Origin of the sequence: Streptomyces longispororuber, assembly GCF_024448165.1 — a bacterium.
GTDB lineage: Bacteria > Actinomycetota > Actinomycetes > Streptomycetales > Streptomycetaceae > Streptomyces > Streptomyces longispororuber_A.
Map to the genome: position 1 here is coordinate 60,138 of NZ_JAMOLN010000013.1, position 21,705 is coordinate 81,842.

A 21,705-nucleotide genomic window follows, 5' to 3' on the forward strand; every position below is an offset into this window, starting at 1 on the left:
CCGGTGAGCGAGCACCCCATCGAGTGCCGGGGCGGCCTCGTGCCGCTGCCGCCCGGCCACCGGGACTGGCTGCCGCTGGTGTTCGGCGGCGACGACCAGGCACGCGCCGTCGACGGCGCCGAGGTCCTGGTGCACTACCCCGACGCGGTGGACCCCGAGTGGATCCACTGCCGGCCGGGGCTGAACCGGGCCCGCGTCCCGCTCGTCAGGCCCGAGAACCCCACCGCGATCCGCCTGCCCGACCGTCCGGGCGTCTGGGTCCACATCGAGGAGGCTGCCGCATGACCGGAAACGGGCTGGCGATGTTCGGCGGTCCCCGCGCCGTACCCCGCGACCGGGCCACGAAGGACCTGGTCGGCTGGCCGGTGATCACCGACGCGGAGCGCCAGGCCGTCGTCGGGGTCCTGGAGAGCGGCCAGTTCACCTCGAACAACCCCGGCGCGGGACAGGTGCAGCTCCTCGAACGCGAGTGGGCCGCACTGGTCGGCACCGAGCACTGCGCCGCGGTCTCCAACGGCACCACCGCGCTGGAACTCGCCCTGGCCGCGGCCGGCGTCGAGCCCGGCTCGGAGATCCTGGTCCCGGCGCTGTCGTTCATCGCGAGCGCCGTGGCCCCGGTGCACCGGCTCGTCGTCCCCGTCTTCGTGGACATCGACCCGGTCACCTACACCATGGACCCGCGCGCCGTCGCCGCGGCCATCACGCCGCGTACCGCCGCGATCCTCGCCGTCCATCTGCACGGCCTGCCCTGCGACATGGACGAGCTGCGCGAACTCTCCCGCCGCCACGGCCTGTTGCTCATCGAGGACGCCGCCCAGGCGCACGCCGCCGAGTACCGCGGGACCCGGACCGGCGCGCTCGGCGACGTCGCCGCCTTCAGCCTCAACGTGGTCAAGAACCTGCCGACCTGCGGCGAGGGTGGCCTGATCACCACGGACGACTCCGAGCTGTACTCCCGGCTGCTGCGCCACCGCCAGTTCGGCGAGGAGCTCGAAGGGCGCGCCAAGCGCGACTACATCTCCCACGAGCTGGCGGGCAACGCCAAACTCAGCGCGGTCCAGGCCGCGTTCACCCGCTGCCAGCTGGACCGGCTCCCGGAGTACCACCAGGCGCGCGACCGCAACGTCCGGGCCCTGCTCGACCGGCTCGACGCGCTGCCCGGCCTCCTGGTGCCGCACTGCCCCGACGACCGCACGCACGCCTGGCACATCCTCCGCTTCCGCTTCTCGCCCGAGCAGATGGGCATCGAGGGCGCGACGCCCGGCGCGGTCCGCGCCGCCGTCGAGCGGGTGATGCGGGCCGAGGGCGTCCCGCTCCAGCAGTACCAGCCGGTGCCGCTGCCCGAGCAGGAGGCGCTGCTGACCCGCAAGGGGTTCGGCGGCTACCCGTGGAAGCTGCGGCCCGGCGAGTACGGACCGACCGACACCTACCCGAACACCCTCGCCGTCATCGAGGACTCGCTGACCCTGCAGCGCTGGCACCTCAACCCGGCCGCGGGACCGGTCCTCCAGGACTGCGCGGCCGCGTTCGAGAAGGTCTGGGCGAACCTCGACAAGGTGGCGACGCTCGCCCGGACGATGAGCCCCGCGCCGGCGGAGGCGGTCCGATGACGTCAACAACCGCTGCGACCACGACGACCGCCACGACCGCGACCGCCCGCGAGGACGTCGCCACCCTCGCCGAGCGGGCGCACCGGGTGCGGGAGCGGGTGCTGGAGATGGGCGCCGGCGAGACCGGCACCCACCTCGGCGGCAGCCTCTCCGCCGCCGACCTGCTGACCGTGCTCTACGGCTCGGTGCTGCGCGTCGATCCCGACCGCCCCGACTGGCCCGACCGCGACCGGTTCGTGCTCAGCAAGGGCCACGCGGGCGCCGCCCTGTACGCCGTGCTCGCCGAGTACGGGTTCATCCCGTCCGAGGAGTGCGCCGACTACGCGAAGGCGGGCAGCCGGCTCGCCGCGCATCCGCTGCGCCGCGTCGAGGGCGTCGAGTTCCCCACCGGCTCGCTCGGCCACGGCCTCTCGCTGGCCGCGGGCGCCGCGCTCGCCGCCCGCCGACTCGGCCGCCCCTCCCGGGCGTTCGCCCTGCTCGGCGACGGCGAGCTGCAGGAGGGCTCGGTCTGGGAGGCCGTGATGGGTGCGGCCCACCACAAGCTGGACAACCTCGTCGCCGTCGTGGACCGCAACGGCTGGCAGATCAGCGGCACCACGGAGGAGTGCCTGTCGCTGGAGCCGCTGGCCGACCGCTGGCGCTCCTTCGGCTGGGCGGTGCGCGAGGTGGACGGACACGATCTGCCCGCGCTGCTCGCCGTGTTCGACGGACTGCCGGACCCCGAGGGACGGCCGACGGTCGTCCTGGCCCGCACCGTGAAGGGCCGCGGCGTCCCGATGCTCGAGGACCGCAAGAAGAGCCACTTCGTCAAGCTGACGCCGAAGCTCCACGTGCGCGCGTTGGCGGGACTCCGCAACCGCAGGGAGCGACAACAGTGACCGAGCTGACGATCGCGCAGGAGGCGCCCGCCGCGCCGGAGCCCAGCTGGGAGGAGCGGTACGCGGGACCGAGCCGGGAGATCTGCCGGCGCACCCTGGCCGAACTCGCCCGGCGGGACCCGCGGATCATGTGCGTGGACTCCGACGTCGGCGGACTGGAGACCCTCTTCGCCGACCTGCCCGAGCAGTACGTCAACGTGGGCATCGCCGAGGCCAACCTGATCGGCATGGCCGCGGGCATGGCCGCGTCCGGCCTCGTCCCGTTCGCGCACACCCTGAGCGGCTTCGCCGCGGCCCGCGCCTGCGAGCAGATCAAGGTGGACGTGGCGGGCAACGACCTGCCGGTGCGCATCATCGCCACCCACGGCGGACTGTCCGCGGGACACTACGGGCCCACCCACCACGCGGTGGACGACATCGGGATCCTGCGGCTGCTGCCCAACCTCACCGTGCTGGTGCCCGCCGACGCGGTGGAGGCGGAGGCGGCGCTGATCGCCGCCGCCGACCATCCCGGCCCGGTCTTCCTGCGGCTGGGCCGCAGCGAGACGCCCCTCGTCCACCGGGGCCCCGTCGACTTCCGGATCGGCCGCGCCCTGACGCTCGCCGACGGCGACGACGTCACGCTGATCGCGACCGGACCGCATCCGGTGCTGATGGCGCGGCGCGCCGCCGAGACGCTGGCCGCCGAGGGCATCGGGGCCCGCGTCCTCAACATGCACACCATCAAGCCGCTGGACGAGGAGGCGGTGCTGCGGGCGGCGGCCGAGACCGGAGGCATCGTCACCGTCGAGGACCACCTGGTGACCGGCGGCCTCGGCGGCGCCGTCTGCGAGGTCGTGGCGGCCCGCGGCGGCTGCCCGGTGCGCCGGATCGGGGTGCCCGACCGCTTCAGCGACCGGGTCGGCGGTGAGCTCGACCTGCTTCGGCACGCGGGCGTCACCCCGGAGCGCATCGCCGCCGAGGCCCGGCTGCTGACCGGAGCGGCGGTCTGATGGACTCAGCCGCCGGCCCGCCACAGGGCGAGCACGCCCCGGTCCGCGCCGCGCGGCAGCACGAACGCGGGCACCGCCTCGGCGGGCCGGGGATCGGCCAGCACGTCACCGGGCCGGGTGAGCCCGTCGGCGCCGCGGAACCGTGCCCGGCCGCCCACCCGCCGGGCCGCGCGCTCGGCCAGCACCGCGATCTCGGCCCCGGGCGCGGGGCCGGGTGCGGCGGGCAGCGCCACGGTGCCGTGCGGCCCGCTGAACCAGACCCGCATCGGCCCGTCCCACAACGGGACGGGTTCGCCGCCCCACGGATAGGGCAGCTCCTCGTCCGGTGCGGCGAGGTCCTTCTCCATGTGGACCTCGGAGAGCGGCTTGTCCGGGCCGGGGAAGTGGGACGTCGTGCGGTAGCCGAGCCGGCAGTAGAACGGCGGGTTGCCGCGCTCGACCACGGCGTCGAGGACCACGCGTGCCGCGCCGTCGGCGCGGGCACCGTCCTCCAGCGCGCGCATCAGCAGCCGTCCCACCGACCGGCCCCGGGCCCGGGGCACGACCGCGAGCCGGCGCACCGCCCACGTCCCGTCCGGGCCGGGGACCGCGCGCACGCAGCCGACGGCGTCGCCGTGCTCGTCCAGCGCCGTCCACAGCCGTGTCCCGCGCGCCAGCTCGGCCCGCACCTCACCGGCCGTCTCGGCGGAGCCGTCGGCGGGCGGCAGACCGGGATACCGGTCGCCCGTGGAGAACGCGGCCCGGGCCAGCGCGGCGGTCCGCTCCGCGAGGGCCGGACCGCGCTCGCGCGTCTCCACCGCCCGTATCGCGTCCTGTGATCCAAGGAGATATCTGTGGTCAACCACGTCAGTCCCACTCTCGTCCGTTCTGCGGTCGGAGCGGCTCACCCGGTCGCGATCGAGGACTTCCTCGACAGCGTCGGCGTCGAACCGAACAGCCGCTCCGGTCTTGGCGCGTTCAACATCTGGGGCAATGCCTTTCCGGCCGAGGCGCTGCCCTGCGGCACGCTCACCGAACTCGACCGGGTGCCGTTCCGCTTCCCTCCGGCCGACGGCGTGCGGCCGGACCACCTGCGCTGCCGCGGCCAGCGGATCCCGCTGCCCGCCGGGCGGGCCGACTGGATCCACGTCCTCGGGGCCGCCGAGCGCCGCACCGAGGACGACGTGCTGCTGGAGTACGCCGACGGCAGCGCCCGCCGGCAGTGGCTGCGGCTGTCGGACTTCTGGCCGCAGACCGGGCCCCGGTTCGGTGAGCGGCTCGCCTTCCGTACCGGTTCGATGCTCTACCCGCGGCACGAGCAGCTCACGATGAGCCCGTCGATCTGGCACCAGCGGATACCGGTCGCGGTGTCCGACGGGCTGCGCGCGATCGTCCTGCCGCACAACCCCGCGATGCATCTGTTCGCACTGACCCTGGTGGAGGCGGCGGCATGAGAGTCGAACTTCAGGACGTCCGGCCGTGGCGCCACGACCTCGGACACTGCCTGCACGCCACGATGGGCGTACTGCTCCGCGCCCACGGCGCCGACCCGCTCCAGGTGCTCGGCGCGGCCTGGGGGTTCGGCTACCGCTCGGGCGACCTGCGGCGCGAGGAGTACTACGTCCCCTTCGGCGCCGGGTCCCTGCTCGGGGCGATGGCCCCGCACCATCCGGTGAGTTCACGCTGGCACCGCCCGCCGGACCCGGAGACGGCCTGGACCCAGATCCGTGACGCGGTGGGTGACGGACGCGCGGTCGCCGCCGCCGTCGACAACTTCCACCTGCCGTTCCGTCCGGCGTACCGGGACGTCCACACCAACCACCTGCTGACCGTGTACGGGTTCGACGACGAACGGGACGAGGTGCTGCTGGCCGATCCGGTGCCGCCGCGCTTCCAAGGGGCCATCACCCGCGACGAGTTCGCCGCCGCCCGCTTCTCGGCCAACCCCGAGGACCACGACCGCGACCTGTTCTTCACCCGCAATCCGATCGACGGGCGCTGGCTGGAGATCACGGTCGGCCCCGACCTGCCGGCCTGGGACCTCGACCACGTCCGCACGGTGATCACCGCCAACGTGGCCGCGCTGGAGGGCGATCGCACCCTGTGGGACGGATACGCCGACGACGGCGCGGGACTGTTCGGCGGGCGGCGCGGGACGGCCCGCTTCCTGGACGCCGCCGCGGCGCGGATGCGCAGGGGCGACGACCCGGAGGTGGTGGACGAGACCTTCGTCGTGGCCGGCACGGTGCTCGCCGAGACCGGGGTGCACGCGGACTGGCTGGCCGCCGCGGGCGACGCCTTCGCCCGGCCCGAACTGACCGAGGCGGCGCGACTGGTGGAGCGGGTGGCCCATCACTGGAGCGCGGTGCGGATCATCGTCGCCAACGCCCGGGCCGACACCGCGGCGGCGGCAGGGGAGGTCGAGGACAGGGCCGCGGTGCTGCTGACCGACCTGGACCGGGCCCTCGACCTCCTCGCACGGGCCGTCTAGGGCGTGTTTCGAGAGTCCCGTCGTCCGCCCGAAGGGCGGCAGGCGGGACTCTCGAAACACGCCCCTAGTCCTTCGGGGCCAGACTGCGCACCACACAGAAAATATTGCCCTCGGGGTCCTCCATGACCTCCCAGTTCACGTCGGGGCCCTGGCCGATGTCGGCCTTGGTGGCCCCGAGGGCGAGCAGCCTGCTCACCTCGTCCGCCGAGCTGCAGTCGATCGGACTGACGTCGAGGTGCAGCGGGTTCTTCCGCACGGTCCTGCCCTCGGGCACCTGGACGAAGAGCATGGTGGGCGGCATCTGACCGGCCTGGATCGCCTCGACGGTCGGCTCCCAGGAGGCGATCTCGACCTTGCCCTCGGACCGCTCGATCACCGTGAAGCCCAGCACCTCGCACCAGAAGGCGGCGAGCCGCTCCGGGTCGCGACAGTCGACCGTCAACTCCGTGAACCTGCTTGTCATGCCACTCCTGGATCGCGTCGTACGGACGGGGCCCAAAGTATTGGCCCGCCGTCGTCCGCCCCACAAGTCCGGGATCTACCTGACTACTGGACCCCGCGCCACGGCAAGGAAGCTGACGCACACAGGTGTCCGACCAGGAGGCCAGGAGGAGAGTTCCTTATGCCGATCGCGGAGAAGACCGTACAAGCCTGCCCGGAGTGTGAGGGCCAGGTAGGGGTGGAGAGCGAGGTCCGGGCCGGCGAGATCGTCGAGTGCCCGGAGTGCGCGGCCGAACTCGAGGTCGTCGGAGTGGCGCCGCTGCTCCTCGCGCTGGCTCCCGAGGCCGACGAGGACTGGGGAGAGTAGCCGTGATCGATGTCGCGGTGGTCGGAGCCTCCGGCTACATCGGCGGTGAACTGCTGCGGCTGCTGCTCGATCACCGTGAGGTCCGGGTGGGCGCCGCGGTGTCCGCCCGCCTCGCGGGCAGCAGGGTGGACCGGGTCCACCCGAACCTGCGCGGCCGCACCGACCTGACCTTCACCGCCCCCGACGAACTGGGCGACCACGACGTGGTGTTCGTGGCGGTCTCCCAGACCGCCGGCCTGGAGCTCGTGCCCCGGCTGCGCGACCGGGCCAAGTGCCTGATCGACCTCGGCGCCGACTTCCGGCTCCGGGACCCGAGGGCCTACCGGCGCTACTACGGAACCGAGCACACCGCCCCCGAACTGCTCGACTCGTTCGTCCCCGGCGTGCCGGAGATCCACCGGGCCGAGCTGGCCGTGGCCGACACCATCAGCATGCCCGGCTGCATGGCCATCGCGTCGATCCTGGCGCTGCGCCCGCTCGCCGAGGCGGGCGTGGTCGCCGGGCCCGTGACGGTGGACGGCCGGATCGGCTCCAGCGGCTCGGGAGTGCGCGCCGAGCAGATGAACCTGCACGCCGAACGCAGCGGCACCATGCGGCTGTTCGCCCCCACGGGCCACCGCCACGAGGCCGAGATCGCGCAGGCGACCGGGGTCAGGGCGCGGATGAGCGCGACCGGCGTGGAAGCCGTGCGCGGCGCCCAGGTGGTCTGCCGGGTGCCGGTGCGCGAACCCCTGGACGACAAGGAGGTACGGCGGCTGTACCGCGGCCAGTACCAGGACGAGCCGTTCGTCCGGATCATCGCCCAGCGCCGCGGTCTCTACCGGCTGCCGGAGCCCAAGATCCTCTCCGGCACCAACTACTGCGACGTCGGGTTCGCCGCCGACCCGGAGACGTCCACCGTGGTGGCCGTCGCGGCGCTGGACAACCTCGTCAAGGGCGGTGCGGGCGGCGCGGTCCAGTGCATGAACGTGCGCATGGGCTGGCCGGAGCGCCTCGGCCTCGAATTCCCCGGCCTGCACCCGGTGTAGAGCGCTGCCCGGAAGGGTCGGCCGGCACATCCACTCAGGCACAACCACTCAGGCACATCCACTCAGGAAGGAGACGCGCGTGGGCACGGGACTGACCGTGGTGAAGTGCGGCGGCACCGCAGAGGTGCAGGCCGAGGCGGTGTGCGCGGGGGTGGCCCGACTGGTGCGCGAGGGCAGGCCGGTCGTCCTGGTGCACGGTGGCTCCGCCATGGTCACCGAACTGGCCGGCCGGCTCGGTGTGCCGCTGGCCGAACTGGTGTCGCCGGACGGCACCGTCAGCCGGCGGACCGACCCGGCCACGCTCGAAGTGGTCACCCTGGCACTCGCCGGCAAGGCCAAGCCGGCGCTGCTGCTGGAACTCGCCCGGCTCGCCGTGCCCGCCGTCGGCCTCACCGGGCTCGACGCGGGACTGCTGCGGGCCCGGCGCAAGAAGGCGCTGCGCGCCGTCGTGGACGGCCGGACCGTGGTGGTCCGCGACGACCGCAGCGGCCGGCTCACCTCGGTGGCGACTCCGCTGCTGCGGACCCTGCTGGCCGAGGGCACGGTCCCCGTGCTCTCACCGCCGGCGCTCGCCGAGGACGGCCTGCCCGTCAACGTCAACGCCGACCGGGTCGCGGCCACCGTCGCCGCGGCCCTGGGCGCCGCCCGGCTCGTGCTGCTCACCGGCGCGCCGGGCGTCCTCGCCGACAGCTCCGACCCCGCGTCGGTGCGCGCCGAGTACCAGGTGCACGACGGCCGTGACCCCGCGGTCGGCGGCGGCATGACCGTCAAACTCACCGCCGCCCGCGAGGCGTTGGAGGCCGGGGTCGAGGACGTACGGATCGCCGACGGACGCTTCGCCGCGACCGTCGCCGACGCGCTGGACGGCCGGGGCGGCACCCGGATCGTCGGCGCCGGACAGGCAGGTCCTGTCCTGGCGGCGGAACGCCGGTGACCCGCGGCCCGTCCCGAACTCCCCGCCCGGACAAGGAGAGCCCCCGATGACCGACCCGCGCGACGCGAGCGACCCGGTACCCCTGCTCCAGCAGCTGATCAGGTTCCGCGGCGTCAACCCGCCCGGGAACGAGAACGCCTGCGTCCGCCACGTCGCCGCCCTCATGGAGACGGCCGGCGCGGACGTGCGGCTGCTGGGCTCCGACCCCGACCGTCCGAACCTGGTCGCCCGCGTCCGCGGCGCGGGCCACGCCCCGCCGCTGCTGCTGCACGCGCACGCCGACGTGGTGCCCACCGACGGCCAGCACTGGACGCACCCGCCCTTCGAGGGCAACATCATCGACGGCCACGTCTGGGGCCGCGGCGCCATCGACATGCTGGGCAGCCTGGCGATGATGGTCACCGCGCTGACCCGGCTGCGGGCCGAGGGCGCCGCGCCGGCCGGCGACGTCCTGCTCGCCCTCTCGCCCGACGAGGAGGCCGGCAGCAAGGTCGGCGCCGGCTACCTGGTCAGACAGCACCCCGAACTGTTCGACGGCATCGCCTACGGCGTGGGGGAGGACGGCGGGGCCGTCCTGAGCTGCCTGCCCGGCCGGGTGCACCCCATCGTCGTCGCCGAGAAGCGCGCCTGCTGGACGCGCCTGACGGTGCGCGGGCGCGGCGGTCACGCCTCGCGGCAGGGCTGGTCGGGCACGTCGATGGGCAAGCTCGGCCGGCTCCTCTCCCGCCTGGAGGACGGCCGCCTGCCGACCCACGTGACCCCCGCCCTGGACCGCATGCTCGACGCCCTCGCCGCGGCCGCCGACGAACCACTGGCCGGCCGGCTGCGCGATCTGCGCGACCCCGACGGCAAGGCGGAGATCCCCTACGACCTGCTGCCCGAGGCCGACGCCGTCTATCTGGACTCCGTGCTGCGCCACACGGTCAACGCGACCATCGTCCGCACGCCCGAGAAGATCAACATGCTGCCGAGCGAGTTCTCCGTGGACCTCGACGGACGCATCCTGCCCGGCGACTGGACGGTCGACGACTTCCGGACGGAACTGCGCGAACTGATCGGCCCCGACGGCGACCTCGAACTCCTGCTTGAGGGCGACGCGATGCCCCCGCCGGTCTTCGGCGGCTTCTTCGACTCGATCGCCTCCGTGATGCGCGACGCCGATCCCGACGCGACGGTCCTGCCGATGATCACCCCGGCGTCCACCGACGCCCGGCTCTTCGCCGGCCTCGGCATCGCCTGCTACGGCTGGGTGCCGATGCTGCTCCCGGCCGGCAGCCGCTACCAGGACGCGATGCACGCCGCCGACGAGCGGGTGCCCGTCGAGGCCGTGCGCTTCGGCGCCGACCGCTTCCACGACCTCCTGCTCCGCTACCGCTGACCGACCGCCGTTCGAGGAGTCCACGTGTACCAGACCTTCGTCGAGACGCTCCGCGGGCGGGCTGCGAGCACTCCCCACCGCCTGGCCCTGGAGTTCGAGCTCTCCGAGACCGAGATCCGCGCCTACACCTACGCCGAACTCGACCGCGGCGCACGGACGGTGGCCGCGCTCATCCAGCAGCGCGCCGGCCGCGGCGACCGGATCATGCTGCTGCACCAGCCGGGCCCCGACTACGTGACCGCGTTCTTCGGCTGCCTGTACGCGGGGGCGGTCGCCGTCCCCGTCTACCCGCCGCTCGGCGCGAACGGCCTCGAACGGGTCCGGGCCATCGCCGCAGACTGCGCCGCGGAGCTCGCCCTGATCGACACCGGCACGCTCGCCCTCATCGAGGCCCGCCGCGACCGGCTCGACCTCTCCGTCCCCCTGGAATGGGTGACCACCGACGACGCGACCAACGCGCCGGAGGACTGGCAGGACCCGCAGGCGTCCCCGGACGACCTGGCGTTCCTCCAGTACACGTCGGGCTCCACCGGCACGCCCAAGGGCGTCATGCTCAGCCACGCCAACCTCGTGCACAACTCGGCGACGATCGGGCAGGCCGTCGGCCTCGACGAGAGCGACCGCGCCGTCAGCTGGCTGCCGCCGTACCACGACATGGGTCTGATCGGCGGCATCCTGCAGCCGGTGCACGCGGGCTTCCCCTGCACGCTGCTCTCGCCGATGACGTTCCTGCACCAGCCGATGCGCTGGCTGCGTGCGCTCAGCCGCACCCGCGCCACCGTCACCGCCGCCCCCGACTTCGCCTACGCCGAGGTGCTGCGCCGCGCCGTGCCCGGGGACCGCGACGACCTCGACCTGTCGGCGCTGCGGCACGCGCTGACCGGCGCGGAACCGGTCCGCCGGGCCACCCTCGACGCCTTCGCCGACGCCTTCCGCGACAACGGCTTCCGGCGCTCCGCGTTCTACCCGTGCTACGGCCTCGCCGAGGCCACCCTGTTCGTCACCGGCCGGGCCGACCCGACGGCCGAACCCACCGTGCTGCGCCTGCGCCGCGCGGACATGGACCAGGGCCGGGCCGTCGTGGCCGCACCCGACGAGCCCGCCGTCGAACTGACCGCCTGCGGCTGGGCCCACCACCAGGACCTCGTGCTGATCGTCGACCCCGCCACCGGCGAACCGCAGCCCGAGGGCGGCGTAGGCGAGATCTGGGTCAGCGGCCCGACCGTCGCCGCCGGCTACTGGAACCGGCCCGAGCAGACGGCCGAGACCTTCGCGGGCGCGGCCCGCGGCTACCCGGACCGGACCTTCCTGCGCACCGGTGACCTGGGCTTCCGGCACGGCGACGAGCTGTACGTGAACGGCCGCATCAAGGACCTGATCGTCGTGCGCGGACGCAACCTCTACCCGCCGGACATCGAGCTGACCGCCGAGCGGGCCCACCCGCTCCTGCACCCGGGCCGGGGCGCCGCGCTGGCCGTCGACGACGGGACGACCGAGCAGGTCGTGCTCGTGCACGAGGTGGTCCGCGGCTTCCGCGAGGAGGACGGCCCCGCCGTCGCCGCGGCCGTGCGCGAGGCCGTGACGGCCGAGCACGGGCTCGCGCTCGCCGACGTCGTCCTCGTCCGCACCGGCAAGATCCCGCGCACCAGCAGCGGCAAGGTCAGGCGCGCGGAGTGCCGCACGCGCCTGCTCGCGGGAGTGTTCCAGCCGGTGGGCGCGGAGCAGCCCGCCGAGGAGACGCGGCAGCCCGACTGGGCGGGCATCGTCCCCGTGGAACTGGCCGAACTCGTCGCGGACGCGCTGGAGACCGACCCGTCGGCCCTCGTCGTGGACACCCCGCTGGTCCGCCAGCGCCTCGACTCGCTGCGCGCCGTCCGGCTCAGGTCGGCGCTCCTGGAGACGCGCGGCGTGAGCGTCCCGCTGCCGCGCTTCCTGGACGGCCTCACCCTGCGGGACCTCGCCGCGTTCCAACCGGGCGAACCGGTACGGGAGACGGCCGAGACCGCGGACCCGGACTCGGCGGCCGTCACCCCCGACCAGGAACGCATGTGGCTGCTCGACCAGATGGGCGCGGGCGACGCCTACCACGTGGCCGGCGGACTGCGGCTGCACGGCCCGCTCGACCGGGACCTCCTGGAGCGCTGCCTCACCGGGCTCTTCGACGAAGTCCCGCTCCTGCGCTCGGTGTTCCGCACCGCACCGGACGGAACCCTGACCACCGCCGCCCGGCCCACCGCCGACCTGTTCCGGCTGCCGTACCGCGACCTGAGCACGGCCGGCGAGGCCGTCGAGGACCGTGTCGCCGCGGAACTGCGCGCGCTGGCCGCCGAACCCTTCGACCTCGCCTCGGGCCCGCTCGTCCGGCTGCTCCTGCTCCACCGAGGCCCGCGGGACTGGGTGCTCGGAGTCGCCGCCCACCACGCCGTGCTCGACGGCTGGTCGCTCGGCCTGCTGCTGCGCCGGCTCGGCGACGCCTACCGCAACGGCGGGATCGTCGAGTCCGAACCGACGGCGGTCCCCGCCCGGGCGCCGTGGACCGAGGAGAGCCTCGACGCCTGGCGCGAACGGCTCGCCGGCGCCCAGGCGTTGGAGCTGCCCACCGACCGCCCCGTACCGGCCGCCCCGACCTGGCACGGCGCGTCCCTGCCCGTCCGGATCCCGGCCGCTCTCGCCGACCGGGTGCGGACGGCCGCGGCGGACCGCGGAGCCACCCCCTTCATGGTCCTGATGGCCGCCTTCGGCGTGCTGCTCGGCCGGTGGAGCGGCCAGGACGACGTGGTGATCGGCACCGTGGCCGCGGGCCGCGACCGGCCGGGCACCGAGACCGCCATCGGCATGCTCGTCGACACGCTGCCGCTGCGCGTGCGCACCGGCACGGCCGACTTCGGCACGGTCGTCGACGAGGTGCGGGCCCAGTGCCTGGCGGCCTTCGGCGATGACCGGCCCCCGTACGACGAGATCGTCCGCGCCGTCACCGAGCGGCCCGCCGACGGCCGGGCCCCGCTGGTGCGCGCCCTGCTCGCCCTGCAGAACCTGCCGGTCGTCCCCTGGGAGGCCCGCGGCGTGCGCGCCGAACCCTTCGAACTGCCCACGCCCGGCGCCCAGTTCGAGCTGTCCGTGCACCTCGTCCCGGAGGCCGACGGCTCGCTGAGCGGCCATGCCGTCTACGCGGCCGACCTGTTCGACGAGCAGACCGTCGCCGCGCTGCTGGCCGGGCTGCCCGCCCTGCTCGACGCGGCGCTCACCGCACCCGGCACCCCTGTCGCCGGACTGCCGGTGCTGCCGCCCGCCGAGGCGGAGCGGATCGCGCGGACCGTCGCGGACGGCGGCCCCGCGGAACCTGACGAGGGCCTGGTCCACGAGATCGTCGCGCGCATCGCCGCGTCCGCCCCCGAGCGGCCGGCCGTCGTCTGGGACGAAGGAACGCTGAGCTACGGCGACCTGTGGCAGCGGGTCCGCGCGCTGGCGGCCCGGCTGCACGAACTCGGCGTGGAGCGCGACGAACCGGTCGCCGTCTGTCTGCCCCGCTCGCCCGAGTTGATCGTCGCCGTGTACGCGGTCCTGGTGGCCGGCGGCGCCTATCTGCCGCTGGACACGGCGCACCCCGCGGCCCGCCTGGAGCGCCAGCTGCGCGGCTCCGGCGCCCGTGTGCTCATCGGCTCCGCACCCGGATTCACCCCGTCCGACGGCACCGTGCTGGTCGGCCCGGACGAGGGCGCCGACCCGGCCGAACTCCCCGCCGTGCTGCCGGGACACCTCGCCAACGTGCTGTTCACCTCGGGCTCGACCGGCGAACCCAAGGCCGTGCTGACGACCCACGAGGCCCTGGTCAACCGGCTCGTGTGGTTCCGGCGCGCCTGCGGCGTGCAGGCCGGTGAAGTGGTGCTGCACAAGACCCCGGTCAGCTTCGACGTGGCGGGCACCGAACTGCTCGGCGCGCTCGTCGCCGGCGCCACCCTGGTCCTCGCCCGGCCCGACGGCCACCGCGACCCGCACTACCTGGCCGGTCTCATCACCCGGCACGCCGTCACCAGCTGCCACTTCGTCCCGTCGATGCTGCAGATCTTCCTGGAGGAGCCCGACGCCGCGCACACCGCGCGCACGCTGCGCCGGATCGTGTGCAGCGGCGAGGAACTCGCCCCGGCGCTCGCCGAGCGCTGCGCCGACGTACTGCCGGGCGTCGCGCTGCACAACCTGTACGGGCCGACCGAGGCGGCGATCGACGTCACCGCCCAGCAGGTCGCGCCCACCGGGCCCCGCCCGTTCCGCGTCCCCATCGGCCGCGCCATCTCGGGCACTCGCCTCTACGTCCTGGACTCGTCCGGCGGGATCGCCCCGCCCATGGCCCCGGGCGAACTCCACATCGGCGGGATCGCCCCGGCCCGCGGCTACCTCGGCCGCCCCGGCCTGACCGCCGAACGCTTCGTGCCCGACCCGTACCGCCCCGGAGCCCGCCTGTACCGGACCGGCGACCGCGCGCGGATGCGCCCCGACGGCACGTTCGAGTACCTGGGCCGCCTCGACCGGCAGCTCAAGATCCGCGGCCAGCGCATCGAACCCGGCGAGATCGAGGCGGTCCTGAACCGGCATCCGCTGGTGCGCGCCTCGGTCGTCGAGGCCCGGCCCGACGTCACGGGCCGGCCGCGGCTGCTGGCGTGGGTCGTGCCCGCCGGCACGGAGACCCCCACCGCCGGCGCGCTGCGCGACCACCTCGAACAGTCCATGCCCTCGGGCCTGGTGCCGGACGCGGTGACCGTACTGGCGGAGTTCCCGGTCGGCCCGCACGGCAAGCTCGACCGCGCCGCGCTGCCGGACCCGGCCCCGCTCGCGGACACCGGGCAGGAGGTGACCGCGCCCCGCAACCCGGTGGAGAGCACCATGGCCGCCATCTGGAGCGAGGTGCTGGGCGTCCCCGTGCCGTCGGTCACGGCCGACTTCTTCCGGCTCGGCGGCCACTCCCTGATGGCCACCCGCGTCGCGATGCGGGTGCGGGACACCTTCGGCGTCAACCTGTCCGCCGGTGAACTGCTCGGCGGCTCACTGACCGTCGAGCGGCTGGCCGCGCTGGTGCAGAGCAGGCAGCTCGACGAGACGGGCAGCAACGAGGTGGACGACGTCCTCGGCTGGCTGTCCGGGCTCTCCGACGACGAGGTCACCGCGCTGCTCGCCCGGGAGACGGACGGCGAGGCCCGGCCCTGATCCACCCGTCCCGTGCGGCCCGGCGGGCCGCACGGGACGTAGGGAATCCTCCTGACTTATGGGTGCGGCCGGACGCTGCGAGGCTTCCGGTGGAGCATCCCCGGCGAAGACGAGGACACGATGGCAAGCAAGGTCAGTCGCGCGATCCACCTGGTCGGCTCGACCGCCGTGGCCCTCGCGGTGCTCCTGGTGCTCGGGGCCGGCTACGGGCCGGTGCCCGCGCTCGGCAAGGCACTGGTGCCGGGCGGGGGAGTGTGGGCCTCGGCGTCGGCGCAGAACGCCGTCCGGTCCGAGACCCTGACGCTCCCCGCACTGGACAAGCCGGTACGGGTCTCCTTCACCGCCGAGGGATACGCCTCCGTCGACGCCGAGACCGACCACGACCTCTTCATCGCCCAGGGATACGTCACCGCCCGGCTGCGCTTCACCCAGCTCGACCTGCAGCGCAGGATGGGGCAGGGCCGGCTCTCCGAACTGGTCGGGGCGGCCGGGCTGAAGAGCGACAAGTTCGAGCTGAACCTCGGACTGCTGCGCACCGCCCGCGCCCGCTGGGCCGCCACCCCGCGCGACAGCGCCGCGGGTCAGGCGCTCACCGCGTACGCCGCGGGCGTCAACTCCTGGCTGAGCAGGCTGGAGAAGACCGGCGAGTGGCCGACGATCTACGGGCTGACCGGCGTGCGCCCGCAGAAGTGGACGCCCATCGACACCCTGGTCGTGCAGGGCGTCCTCACCCAGCAGATGAACTTCAACACGATCCCCGTCGACTACGAACTGCTGCGCCGCTCCCTCGGACCGAAGCTGACCGAGGAGTGGTTCCCGGTCCAGGCACCCACCAAGCAGCACCCCTACGACTCGGGCCCCTACAAGGACCTGCCGCCGGAGCCGCTGACCGTGCGCAGCTCCAACGCGGCCGATCCGTCGAGCACGTCGACCGCCGGTGCCTCGAAGGCGGCGGCCCGCACCTCTTCGCACGAGGACGTCGCGCTGCCCGACAGCGTGCGGCAGCTCGACTTCAACAGCAACGCCTGGGCGGCGAACGGCCCCGAGGTGGCCGGCGGCGGCGCGATGCTCGCCGGCGACCCGCACCTGGCGACCACGCTCCCCTCGTACTGGTTCCAGATATCGCTGCGCTCACCCGGCTACCAGGTCGCCGGCGGCTCCATCCCGGGCGTGCCCGGTGTGCTGGTCGGCCGCAACGAACACATCTCCTGGTCCCTGACGAACGCCCAGACCGTGGGCACGCTCTACTACCGCGAGAAGCTCTCCGCCGAACGGCCCGACTCCTACTACTGGAACGGCGCCTGGCGGCCGATGAAGAAGGTCCGCTACAGCATCCCGGTGCGCGGCGGCTCGGCCGTGGAGCTGACCACGGACCTCACCGTGCACGGACCGATGATGACCGTGCTCGGCCAGCGGGTCTCCGTCAACTGGATGGGCAACTTCGCGCACAACGACCTCAACGCGCTGCTCGCCGCCAACCGCGCCTCCGACTTCGCCGGTTTCCGCGGCGCGCTGCGCGACTGGAAGGCCCCCGCGCTGAACTTCGTGTACGCCGACGACCGGGGCCACATCGGCTCGTTCGTCGCGGGCGACGTCCCGCAGACGCCGAAGGGCTCCCAGCCGTGGCTGCTGCTGTCCGGCACCGGCGACGAGGACGTGGTGGGCACCATCCCCTACGAGGTGATGCCGCAGCAGTACGACCCGCCGAGCCACCTGGTCGCCTCGACCAACCAGCGCCCGACGGACCCCGACTACCCGTACTTCCTCGGCACGTCCATGAACTTCGACCCCGGCTACCGGCAGTCGGTGATCGAGCGGTTCCACACGGACCGGGGCGCCCTGCGGCCCGAGGACTACACCACGCTGCAGAACGACGTCACCGACGACCTGGCCGTCCGGCTCGTGCCGGAACTGCTGAAGGCGCTCGACGGCACGAAGCTGACCGGACAGCAGCGCGCCGCCCGTGACCTGCTGACCGGGTGGAACCACTCGATGGACACCGACTCGCCCGCCGCATCGGTGTGGTGGACGTTCCTGGACTCCTACGTCCACGAGGTGTTCCAGCCGTGGTGGGACGAGAAGAAGGTCCCCGCGAGCAAGGACCGGTGGATCCTCGACCTCGACCGCTCGCCCATCCCGCTGCGCGAGGTCCTCGAGCACTGGACCGTCGACGATCCGGACAACGCGGCCTTCACCCCGCCGGACGGCGCCCGCCGCGACGCCACCCAGACCATGCGCACCGCCTTCCGCAAGGCCGTGACCGACCTCGCCGGCAAGCTGGGCGACCGCCCCGCCGCCTGGGACTGGGGCAAGCTGCACACCCGCGAGATCCCCTCGATCACCGGGGCACCGGGACTCGGCTACGAGCGCTACTCCGCCGGCGGCGACCCCTGGACCGTGAACGCGGCGGGTGGCGAACTGAATTCGAGCTACGGGCCGAGCATCCGCCTCGTCGTCCGCTGGACCGGCCGGGGCACGGCGGACGCGGTCGCGATCTACCCGGGCGGTCAGAGCGACACCCCGACCTCCCCCTGGTACGACAACCTCGTCGAGTTCTGGCGGGACAAGAAGTACCTGCCCCTGCGGGCGCCGGACTCCACGGCGACCTGGACCCTCCGAGCGGGAGAGTGACATGACCACCGAGACCGTCGTGGGAACTGCCGACCGGACCGCCGGGGAGACCGCGGACACCGCCCAACGGGCCGTCGGCAGGCCGCAGTTGCTCGTTCCGGCAGTGATCACGGCGGGTGTCGTGGCCGTGGCGCTCGGCGCCTGGGCGGACCTGTGGTTCCTGCCGTTCGCCGCGGGCCTCGCCACCGGCGCCGTCACCGCGTGGCACCGCACGGGCCGACTGCGCACCACGGCCCTGCTGGTGCTGTTCGGGCCGGTGTCCTGGGCTGCGCTGCTCGTCGTGCGGGCCCTGGCCGGCGACACGATCGGCGGGACCGCGCGCACCACCGCGGGCCTCGCCGGGCTGCCCGCCTCTGCGGCCGTGACGATCGCGCTGACGCTGGTCGTCGCGCTGCTGCAGACCGCGGCCGGGAACTGGTCGGGGCGCGCCCTGTTCCGCTGCTTCGCCGGGAAGGCCGCGCGCTGACCTCCGCCCGCTGACCTCCGCCTGCTGACCGGCGCTTGCCGACCGCGGCACCGTACGCGGTGGCCCTCACTCCCCGTCCGGTACCGCCGCCCGGCGCAGCGTCCGGATCGCCGGGACGGCGAACAGCGCCACGCAGCCGGCCAGACAGACCCCCGCCGACACCGTCAACAGCCGTGCGGGGGAGGCGAGTCCGGTGGCGGGTCCGGCCAGGATCTGACCGACGGCGATGCCGGACACCGAGCCCGCCAGCTCGTACGCGGAGACCCGGTTGAGCACCTCGGGCGGCGTGTGGGTCTGCACGCTGGTCGCCCACATCACCGACCAGAACGCCATCGCCCCGCCCCCGAGCACGTGTCCCACGAGCAGTACCGGCAGCCCGGAGCCCACCGCCACGCTCACCGGCAGCAGGGTGTACAGCGCCATCGCCACCGCACCGGCGGCCAGCGGCCGCGCCGGACGCACGCGCAGCGCCAGCAGCCCGCCGAGCACCGTGCCGACGCCGAGGAAGGACACGGCCAGGCCGTAGGCGTTCGGGCCGAGCCGCTCGCCGACCAGCGCCGAACTGAGCGGTACCAGCGGCCCGAAGACCAGCACGCCGTAGACCACCCAGATCAGGATCACCGCCCACATCCAGGTGCGGGCCCGGAACTCCCGCCATCCCTGGCGCAGTTCGCGGCGCAGCGAACTCCCGGTGCGTACGGGGGAGTCGGCGGCGCCGGGCGCGAGCCGGACGAGTGCCAGGCACAGGGCGCTGAGGAGGAAGGTCCCGGCGTCGATCGCGTACACCGTGCCGGCGCTGGTCACCGCGATCAGCAGCCCCGCGAGGGCCGGGCCGAGCAGATGGGCGAGCGCGTCGGCCACCTTGAGCGTGGCGTTGGCCCGCTGCGGCTCGCGCGCCACCAGCGGCACCATGCCGTTCACCCCCGGCAGGAACATCGCGACGGCCGCGCCGGCCACCGCCGCCATGGACACCAGCAGCCAGAACGGTGGCTTCCCGGTGAAGAACGCGACGGCCAGTACGCCCTGGGTGAGCACGCGTACGAGGTCGGCGCCGACCATCATCCGGCGCGCCCCGAACCGGTCGGCGAAGACCCCGCCGAACAGGACGAGCAGCACGAACGTCCCGGTCCACACGCCGAGCACGAGACCGACCCCGGACACCCCGTACAGCGCGCCGACCGCGAGCGCGGCGGCCACCGGCATCATCGCGTCGCCGAGCAGCGAGACCGCGCGGGCGGCGAAGTAGAGCGTGAAGCGCCGGTCCCACAACGGGGGCCGGGCGGCGGCTGGTCGGGGCTCGGTGGCGGGGGCTTGCGTCTGCGAGGTGGTCACCGTAGAGATATTGGACTGGACCAATACCGCGATCCCAGTGTCCCGAACGACACGATGAGGTACTTTCCGGCCATGACACCCGGTCCACGTCCCGGCCCGCGCCCCGGCTCCCCGGCCCCGCACCGGGTCGTGGCCCTCCTGCGGCCCCCGCAGTCGACCTTCCCGCTGGCCTGCGCGACCGAGGTCTTCGGCGACCACGGCCCCGCGATCCCCGCCCGCTACACGTTCGGGACCTGCACCGAACACCCGGGCCCCGTCCGGACCTTGGCCGGCTACGACATCCTGATATCCGACGGCCTGGACGCACTCGACCGCGCCGACACCGTCCTCGTCCCCGGCTGGCAGGAGCCCGCCGGTGCCGGGCCCTCGCCCGCCGTCCTCGACGCGATCCGCCGCGCCCACCGCCGCGGCGCCCGCGTCGTCGGCCTCTGCTCGGGCACCGCCGTCCTCGCCGCCGCCGGACTCCTCGACGGCCGCCGGGCCGCCACCCACTGGGCCGACGCCGCCGAACTGGCCGCCCGCTTCCCACGGGTCCAGGTCGACCCCGCGGTCCTCTACGTCGACCACGGCGACGTCGCCACCAGCGCCGGATCGGCCGCCGCCATCGACCTCTGCCTGCACCTGGTCAGCCGCGACCAGGGCGCCGCCCACGCGCTGCGCGTCGCCCGCCGGCTGGTGATGCCACCGCACCGCGAGGGCTGCCAGCTCCAGTACGCCGAACTGCCCGCCGCGGGAACGGCCCCCGAAAGCCTGGCGCCGCTCCTCGACTGGCTGACGGACCGCCTCGACCAGCCGACCAGCGTCGCCGACATGGCGAGTCGGGCGCAGGTCTCGGCCCGCACCCTCACCCGCCGCTTCACCGACCAGCTCGGCGTCAGTCCCGGCCGCTGGCTCCTGGACCGCCGCATCGCCGCGACCCGGGCCCTGCTGGAGGAGACCGACCTCCCGGTGGAGACCATCGCGCACCGGGTGGGCCTCTCCTCCGCGGTCAACCTCCGCCGCCGCTTCCACGAGGCCCTGCGCACCACACCCGCCGCCTACCGACGGACGTTCCGCACCAGGCGGTCTCCGTCGGCGGTCTGACGCACCCTGTCGACGGACAAGATGCAAAGAAAGCGTTGCAACGCTTTCTTTGCAACGCTACCTTTGCATGCATGGACGAGCCCACGGAGCAGCAGATCCACAGCCTCGACGCCCGCTCGCTGCGCGGACTCGCGCACCCCTTGCGGATGCGGCTGCTGAACGCGCTGCGCCGTGACGGACCGGCCACCGCCTCCCGACTGGCCGCGAAACTGGGCGAGTCCAGCGGCGCCACCAGCTATCACCTGCGCCAGCTCGCCGCGCACGGCTTCGTCGAGGACGCGCCCGGGCGCGGCACGGCGCGCGAGCGGTGGTGGAAGGCCGTCCACCAAGGCGTGCGCTTCGACGAGTCGCTGCTCAAGGACCGCGACCCCGAAGTCCGGGGCGCCGCCGACCTGTTCCTGCACGAGGCCGCCGGACAGCACACCCGTGAGCTGGCCACCTGGCTCGGCACCCGCGACGAATGGCCCGAGGAGTGGCTCCGGTCGTCGGACCTGAGCGACTGGACGCTGAGCCTCACGCCCGGGCTCGCCCGCGAACTCGTCGGCAAGATGCACCGACTCCTGGAGAGCTACCAGGAGTTGGCGCCCGCAGCGGACACCCCGGGCGTCGAGCAGGTCCGCATCCACACGCACGTCATGCCGGTCTCCACCGATGGAACCGATGGAACCGACTGAGCCGATGGAACCGATGGAGAGGCCCACGATGCACCCCGAGACCAGCCTCGCCCTGCACCGCGTCCGGGCCGCCGACCTGCACACGGACGCCGACACCCACCGCCGCGCCCGCGCCGCCCGCCACCGGCACGGCCTGCGCGCCCGCCTCGGCTGGATCCTGGTCGAGGTGGGCCTGCGCCTGGCCTCCTCCGCACCCCGGACGGCCCCCGCCCTGGCATGACG

At 74.0% G+C, this 21,705-nt stretch carries 19 protein-coding genes; 16 read left to right on the forward strand and 3 right to left on the reverse strand.

Annotated elements, in window-relative coordinates; all coding sequences use genetic code 11:
- Positions 1 to 3: 3 nt before the first annotated feature.
- From M4J07_RS06010 to M4J07_RS06025, 4 genes are read left to right on the forward strand one after another with little or no spacing between them, the layout of a single operon-like run.
- A complete protein-coding gene (locus M4J07_RS06010; RefSeq protein WP_255968026.1) occupies positions 4 to 285 on the forward strand; it encodes a hypothetical protein in 282 nt (93 codons plus the stop codon).
- Positions 282 to 1,610 carry a DegT/DnrJ/EryC1/StrS family aminotransferase gene (locus M4J07_RS06015; protein ID WP_255968027.1) on the forward strand — a complete coding sequence of 443 codons (1,329 nt, stop codon included), beginning with the start codon at positions 282 to 284 and terminating at the stop codon, positions 1,608 to 1,610. Before M4J07_RS06010 ends, M4J07_RS06015 begins: the two co-directional genes overlap by 4 nt.
- A complete protein-coding gene (locus M4J07_RS06020; RefSeq protein ID WP_255968029.1) occupies positions 1,607 to 2,488 on the forward strand; it encodes a transketolase in 882 nt (293 codons plus the stop codon). Before M4J07_RS06015 ends, M4J07_RS06020 begins: the two co-directional genes overlap by 4 nt.
- Positions 2,485 to 3,480, forward strand: a complete 996-nt coding sequence (locus M4J07_RS06025; RefSeq protein ID WP_255968031.1) for a transketolase family protein — start codon at positions 2,485 to 2,487, stop codon at positions 3,478 to 3,480. Before M4J07_RS06020 ends, M4J07_RS06025 begins: the two co-directional genes overlap by 4 nt.
- A 5-nt stretch (positions 3,481 to 3,485) precedes the next feature.
- Here the strand turns inward: M4J07_RS06025 and M4J07_RS48200 are convergent, their stop codons facing one another.
- Positions 3,486 to 4,325, reverse strand: a complete 840-nt coding sequence (locus M4J07_RS48200; RefSeq protein WP_255968033.1) for a GNAT family N-acetyltransferase — start codon at positions 4,323 to 4,325, stop codon at positions 3,486 to 3,488.
- Between M4J07_RS48200 and M4J07_RS48205 the strand changes: the two genes are divergently transcribed.
- Both M4J07_RS48205 and M4J07_RS06040 read left to right on the forward strand, forming a co-directional pair.
- Positions 4,314 to 4,913 carry a hypothetical protein gene (locus M4J07_RS48205; protein ID WP_255968035.1) on the forward strand — a complete coding sequence of 200 codons (600 nt, stop codon included), beginning with the start codon at positions 4,314 to 4,316 and terminating at the stop codon, positions 4,911 to 4,913. The two genes, M4J07_RS48200 and M4J07_RS48205, sit on opposite strands and share 12 nt — an antisense overlap.
- Positions 4,910 to 5,950, forward strand: coding sequence for a BtrH N-terminal domain-containing protein (locus M4J07_RS06040; protein ID WP_255968037.1), 1,041 nt, complete (start codon positions 4,910 to 4,912; stop codon positions 5,948 to 5,950). The genes M4J07_RS48205 and M4J07_RS06040 overlap by 4 nt, the downstream gene beginning before the upstream one ends.
- Positions 5,951 to 6,014: 64 nt before the next feature.
- Here M4J07_RS06040 and M4J07_RS06045 read toward each other — a convergent pair whose 3' ends face one another.
- Positions 6,015 to 6,413, reverse strand: coding sequence for a VOC family protein (locus M4J07_RS06045; protein ID WP_255968039.1), 399 nt, complete (start codon positions 6,411 to 6,413; stop codon positions 6,015 to 6,017).
- 159 nt (positions 6,414 to 6,572) lie between these two features.
- Between M4J07_RS06045 and M4J07_RS06050 the strand changes: the two genes are divergently transcribed.
- The 7 genes from M4J07_RS06050 to M4J07_RS06080 all read left to right on the forward strand — a co-directional run bounded on the left by M4J07_RS06050 (position 6,573) and on the right by M4J07_RS06080 (position 18,394).
- Positions 6,573 to 6,758, forward strand: a complete 186-nt coding sequence (locus tag M4J07_RS06050) for a lysine biosynthesis protein LysW (RefSeq protein WP_255968042.1) — start codon at positions 6,573 to 6,575, stop codon at positions 6,756 to 6,758.
- A gap of 2 nt (positions 6,759 to 6,760) precedes the next feature.
- The gene (gene argC / locus M4J07_RS06055) at positions 6,761 to 7,786 is read left to right on the forward strand and encodes an N-acetyl-gamma-glutamyl-phosphate reductase (protein WP_255968044.1); all 1,026 of its coding nucleotides are present in this window, start codon (positions 6,761 to 6,763) and stop codon (positions 7,784 to 7,786) included.
- Between the two features lie 79 nt (positions 7,787 to 7,865).
- On the forward strand, positions 7,866 to 8,720 hold the full coding sequence (gene argB, locus M4J07_RS06060) for an acetylglutamate kinase (RefSeq protein ID WP_255968046.1): 855 nt from the start codon (positions 7,866 to 7,868) through the stop codon (positions 8,718 to 8,720).
- A gap of 46 nt (positions 8,721 to 8,766) precedes the next feature.
- On the forward strand, positions 8,767 to 10,098 hold the full coding sequence (locus tag M4J07_RS06065) for a M20/M25/M40 family metallo-hydrolase (RefSeq protein WP_255968048.1): 1,332 nt from the start codon (positions 8,767 to 8,769) through the stop codon (positions 10,096 to 10,098).
- 24 nt (positions 10,099 to 10,122) lie between these two features.
- A complete protein-coding gene (locus M4J07_RS06070) occupies positions 10,123 to 15,297 on the forward strand; it encodes a non-ribosomal peptide synthetase (RefSeq protein WP_255968050.1) in 5,175 nt (1,724 codons plus the stop codon).
- Positions 15,298 to 15,417: 120 nt separating this feature from the next.
- Positions 15,418 to 17,928: a penicillin acylase family protein gene (locus tag M4J07_RS06075; RefSeq protein WP_255968052.1), complete on the forward strand. Its 2,511-nt coding sequence runs from the start codon at positions 15,418 to 15,420 to the stop codon at positions 17,926 to 17,928.
- A gap of 1 nt (position 17,929) precedes the next feature.
- Entirely contained in the window at positions 17,930 to 18,394 is a 465-nt protein-coding gene (locus M4J07_RS06080; RefSeq protein WP_255968054.1) for a hypothetical protein, read from the forward strand.
- Positions 18,395 to 18,460: 66 nt separating this feature from the next.
- Here the strand turns inward: M4J07_RS06080 and M4J07_RS06085 are convergent, their stop codons facing one another.
- Complete coding sequence (locus M4J07_RS06085) at positions 18,461 to 19,726, reverse strand: MFS transporter (RefSeq protein ID WP_255968056.1); 1,266 nt, start codon at positions 19,724 to 19,726, stop codon at positions 18,461 to 18,463.
- 72 nt (positions 19,727 to 19,798) lie between these two features.
- Between M4J07_RS06085 and M4J07_RS06090 the strand changes: the two genes are divergently transcribed.
- From M4J07_RS06090 to M4J07_RS06100, 3 genes are all read left to right on the forward strand, one after another.
- Complete coding sequence (locus M4J07_RS06090) at positions 19,799 to 20,809, forward strand: GlxA family transcriptional regulator (RefSeq protein ID WP_255968058.1); 1,011 nt, start codon at positions 19,799 to 19,801, stop codon at positions 20,807 to 20,809.
- Positions 20,810 to 20,880: 71 nt separating this feature from the next.
- Positions 20,881 to 21,483, forward strand: coding sequence for a winged helix-turn-helix domain-containing protein (locus M4J07_RS06095; RefSeq protein WP_255968060.1), 603 nt, complete (start codon positions 20,881 to 20,883; stop codon positions 21,481 to 21,483).
- A gap of 28 nt (positions 21,484 to 21,511) precedes the next feature.
- Entirely contained in the window at positions 21,512 to 21,703 is a 192-nt protein-coding gene (locus M4J07_RS06100) for a hypothetical protein (protein ID WP_255968062.1), read from the forward strand.
- Positions 21,704 to 21,705 lie beyond the last annotated feature (2 nt).

Coding starts and splice junctions, on each gene's coding strand:
- M4J07_RS06015 (WP_255968027.1), top strand. CDS start 282: ATGACCGGAAACGGGCTGGCGATGTTCGGCGGTCCCCGCGCCGTACCC.
- M4J07_RS06020 (WP_255968029.1), top strand. CDS start 1,607: ATGACGTCAACAACCGCTGCGACCACGACGACCGCCACGACCGCGACC.
- M4J07_RS06040 (WP_255968037.1), top strand. CDS start 4,910: ATGAGAGTCGAACTTCAGGACGTCCGGCCGTGGCGCCACGACCTCGGA.
- M4J07_RS06045 (WP_255968039.1), bottom strand. CDS start 6,413: ATGACAAGCAGGTTCACGGAGTTGACGGTCGACTGTCGCGACCCGGAG.
- M4J07_RS06050 (WP_255968042.1), top strand. CDS start 6,573: ATGCCGATCGCGGAGAAGACCGTACAAGCCTGCCCGGAGTGTGAGGGC.
- M4J07_RS06065 (WP_255968048.1), top strand. CDS start 8,767: ATGACCGACCCGCGCGACGCGAGCGACCCGGTACCCCTGCTCCAGCAG.
- M4J07_RS06075 (WP_255968052.1), top strand. CDS start 15,418: ATGGCAAGCAAGGTCAGTCGCGCGATCCACCTGGTCGGCTCGACCGCC.
- M4J07_RS06080 (WP_255968054.1), top strand. CDS start 17,930: ATGACCACCGAGACCGTCGTGGGAACTGCCGACCGGACCGCCGGGGAG.
- M4J07_RS06090 (WP_255968058.1), top strand. CDS start 19,799: ATGACACCCGGTCCACGTCCCGGCCCGCGCCCCGGCTCCCCGGCCCCG.
- M4J07_RS06095 (WP_255968060.1), top strand. CDS start 20,881: ATGGACGAGCCCACGGAGCAGCAGATCCACAGCCTCGACGCCCGCTCG.
- M4J07_RS06100 (WP_255968062.1), top strand. CDS start 21,512: ATGCACCCCGAGACCAGCCTCGCCCTGCACCGCGTCCGGGCCGCCGAC.